The sequence below is a fragment of the Syntrophorhabdaceae bacterium genome (assembly GCA_028713955.1).
GTDB lineage: Bacteria > Desulfobacterota > Syntrophorhabdia > Syntrophorhabdales > Syntrophorhabdaceae > UBA5609.
On sequence record JAQTNJ010000301.1, the window covers coordinates 1 to 3,391 of the forward strand.

Here is a 3,391-nt window from a genome sequence, read left to right on the forward strand (position 1 = left end):
ATTGTGCCTGCTTTTCTTTTTACATTTTTTGCATATCCCGTAGAAATCCACATGGTTTCCTATGATATAAAAGCCGCATTTTTCCTTTTCAGAGAGGTCTAAAGAGAAGTTGCTATGCACATCTATGATCTCTTTACAGTTAATGCATATAAGATGGTGATGAGGTTCGGGGTTGGGGTCGAAACGTTTTTTACCGGGGTCGATGGCGAGTTCGATGACCGTGCCTTTCGTTTTCAATGTCTCCATGGTATTGTAGACTGTGGCAAGAGACATGGTGGGGAACTTATCCGAGACCGCCTTATAAACATCAGCCGCTGACGGGTGAGCCGTATTGCCATCAAGATATTCAAGGATTGCCATCCTCTGTGGGGTCATCTTCATATCCTTCTCACCGTCAACCTTTGGTTATTGTCCATTTATAATAGTTCCTAATTTAGAATTATTATAATCTGATAAACCTTTTTGTCAAGTCCATTTTTTAATTTTTATGCATACTTGAACAGTTACGTGTGTAAGGAATAAAATGTGGATTATTTTATCGGGGCGATGACGAAGATAAAGGGGTCCCAGAGCATATGGGATATGAGGACCGGTACGAGGCTCCCCGTATACCAGTAGAGTCCGCTCCAGTACACCCCGCAGATAAGGGCGGCGAGTATCAGAACAGGGTTCCCCGTGGACAGGTGCATCCCCGTGTAGAGGACTACCGTCAGAAGGAATGCAGCGCCCTTACCCCACCGCATCTGGAAAAATCTCTGTATAAAGCCCCGCCAGTATATCTCCTCTCCGAAACCAATAGGAAAGAAAAGCAGGATGGCAATAATGTATTGAGGCAATTCGGCGCGGCTCGCGTATATAGCGTTAAGGTTCTCTGCCCTCCGCGGCAGCATGCCCGTATATGTGCCTGCAAGGATCAGTATCTCATGGCCCAGCCAGAAGATCCCATAGAGCGCCATAGCAGCGAGGATACCGATACTGATATTCCGAAGGCTCCAATCCCCCCTATGCCAGGGAATTTTTCCGGAGGCAAAGGAGATAATGCTCAGGAAGAGAGTGTTGAAGGTCATCATGAACCAGAAGTTGAAAGGCCTGATGATGAATGTTGTGTACCAGAGGAAAAAGGCGAGTAGGACGCTGAATACAACGACCCACCAGTTGCGTCTGTTGATTAATGTCATAAAGCTACTGTATCAGGTACTGTGCGAGGAGTGAGAGCAGGAGGAGCCCTCCGAACGCCGAGTGAAGTTGCGCGGTGGCGGCATCGATCATCATGAACTGCTGCTCCGGCTGTTTCTCTTTTGCGTGGACTATCCTGATGAGCTTTATCGCCAGTGGAAGCGAGAGAAGTGTCGCAAGGGAGATCAGGGGAAGCTGGCCCGCAAGGATGAGGACGATGACCGAGAGGTATGAACTGAGGACGAGACCGTAGTACATGAATTTTGCGTTCCTCTCGCCGATGAGGATCGCGACGGTTTTGACATTGACCACAGAATCATTTTTGATATCCCTCAAGTTGTTACTGTGTAGAACGGCGTCCACCAAAAAGGCAAAAGGGATGGCGTACAGGATAGGTCCCCAGGAAAAATGCTGGATCTGCACATAGTATGTGCCGAGGGTCATGGCTGGCCCGAAGGAGATGAACACGGCGATATCGCCGAGCGCGCGGTACTTGAAGGCAAAGGGTTTCACCGTATAGAAAAACCCCAGCACCGCGCCGATGAGGATGAGCCAGAGAAGGACCTTGCCGTTCGGGATCGAGAAGGCAAGATAAAGGCCGATAAGTGAGGCGACGATATAGACGACGATCGCCCCGGTCAAGATCGTCTTTGGTTCTGTGAGTTTTCCCGTGAGGACGCCGCTTGACCCGAATGTCCCTTCGCGGTCGACCTTGTTTTTGAAATCAAAGTAATCGCCGACCAGGTTGGCCCCTGCATGGGCGAGAACGCAGCCGAGCATGGTAAGAATAAGGTGGAGCCAGTTAAGACCAACCCCGGGATTTTCTATCTTTACCGCAATCGCCCCTATGATCGGGGGGAGCACGCTCATTGTAAAAGTAAAAGGACGGGAAGCCCGCCACCAGAGAGAAACATATGACATCACAACCTCCTGCTTCACTTATGCATACTCATAACCGAGAAGATATGCCGATAGTTGATGGGTGTATATGAATATGTACATAATATAATATTTTCAGGCGATTTCAGCAAGTGCTATTTGTCAGCGTTGCTTTCATTGACATACCTGTTTTTTTCCTATACATTAAACATCGGTGCAATGAAGATAGGCGTACTTTCCGATACCCATCTAACGAGCGTGACAGAAGACTTTAAAAAGACGTTGAAAAAACAGTTTGGCGACATGGACATGATAATCCACGGAGGCGATATGACGTCTGTTGCCGTTCACGATTATCTCTCCAACTGGGAACTCAGGGCAGTCAGGGGCAATATGGACGATTATGAGCTGGGGGCGATCCTCCCCGTGAAACGTGTTGAACTGATCATGGGGAAAAAGGTCGGGATAATCCATGGCAGGGGATCACCACACAACATTGAAGATATTGTTTTTAGTGAGTTTCAGGATGTTGATATAATTATATTCGGGCACTCCCATGTCCCGGCGAATGTCAGGAGGGGAGGGGTGGTCATGTTCAACCCCGGAAGTTACAGGGGGTCTTATTCGCATAAAGGCACAGTGGGAATGATTGAGATAGATAAAGGCGGGGAAATGACCTTACGGCATATTGAGGTATAAAATATCCCCGAGAAAGTGTCCGGCTATTTTATGAATTATTCGTTATGGACGATAATACAGGTATGATGTATAGCGGAACATATCCCAAAGATTTTTCTCCCGTTTTACTTCCGTTCTTCTCTTCTCATCCTCTCATCCTCTCATCTTCTCACCCTCTCACCCTCTTATCTTCTCACCCTCTCACCCTCTCACCTTCTGTTCTTTTGCGACGGTGCTCTTAACATGGACTCCGTCTACCTCTCCTTCCTGTGGCACATGCATCAGCCTTACTACAAAAACCTCTACACCGGGGAGTATCTCCTCCCCTGGGTCCTGCTGCATGGTACCAAAGATTATTATGATATGGCCGCGATGCTGAAAGATTTTAATGGGTTGAAACAGAATTTCAATGTTGTTCCCTCCCTCCTCCTCCAGCTCATTGATTATGAGAACCTGGAGGCGAAAGACGCCTACCTTGAGGTATTCAAAAAGCCGCCGAAAGATCTGACAGACAGTGAGAAGATCTTTATCCTCACAAATTTTTTCAACGCGAACTGGGACAACATGATCAAACCCCACCCCCGGTTCTATGAATTACTGAACAGGCGTGGGTTTTATTATCCCAGGGATGCCATTCACAAGATTAAAGATTACTTTA

The 3,391-nt window shown here is 47.6% G+C and carries 5 protein-coding genes; 2 read left to right on the top strand and 3 right to left on the bottom strand.

The window, feature by feature from the left end:
• From PHU49_16095 to menA, 3 genes are all read right to left on the bottom strand, one after another.
• Positions 1 to 381, bottom strand: a 381-nt coding sequence (locus PHU49_16095; protein MDD5245531.1) for a transcriptional repressor, incomplete at its 3' end; no start/stop codon positions are given.
• A 149-nt stretch (positions 382 to 530) separates the two neighbouring features.
• Positions 531 to 1,178: a type II CAAX endopeptidase family protein gene (locus PHU49_16100; GenBank protein MDD5245532.1), complete on the bottom strand. Its 648-nt coding sequence runs from the start codon at positions 1,176 to 1,178 to the stop codon at positions 531 to 533.
• A gap of 4 nt (positions 1,179 to 1,182) precedes the next feature.
• A complete protein-coding gene (gene menA / locus PHU49_16105) occupies positions 1,183 to 2,097 on the bottom strand; it encodes a 1,4-dihydroxy-2-naphthoate octaprenyltransferase (GenBank protein ID MDD5245533.1) in 915 nt (304 codons plus the stop codon).
• A gap of 57 nt (positions 2,098 to 2,154) precedes the next feature.
• Here menA and PHU49_16110 point away from each other — a divergent pair, with 57 nt between their 5' ends.
• Both PHU49_16110 and PHU49_16115 read left to right on the top strand, forming a co-directional pair.
• Positions 2,155 to 2,754 carry a YfcE family phosphodiesterase gene (locus tag PHU49_16110; GenBank protein ID MDD5245534.1) on the top strand — a complete coding sequence of 200 codons (600 nt, stop codon included), beginning with the start codon at positions 2,155 to 2,157 and terminating at the stop codon, positions 2,752 to 2,754.
• 222 nt (positions 2,755 to 2,976) lie between these two features.
• The coding region (locus tag PHU49_16115; protein ID MDD5245535.1) for a hypothetical protein at positions 2,977 to 3,391 on the top strand (415 nt) is incomplete at its 3' end.

What these genes read in the sequence shown, in the direction of transcription:
- menA (MDD5245533.1), bottom strand. Translation starts at nt 2,097, where the DNA reads ATGTCATATGTTTCTCTCTGGTGGCGGGCTTCCCGTCCTTTTACTTTT.
- PHU49_16100 (MDD5245532.1), bottom strand. Translation starts at nt 1,178, where the DNA reads ATGACATTAATCAACAGACGCAACTGGTGGGTCGTTGTATTCAGCGTC.
- PHU49_16110 (MDD5245534.1), top strand. Translation starts at nt 2,155, where the DNA reads ATGGGTGTATATGAATATGTACATAATATAATATTTTCAGGCGATTTC.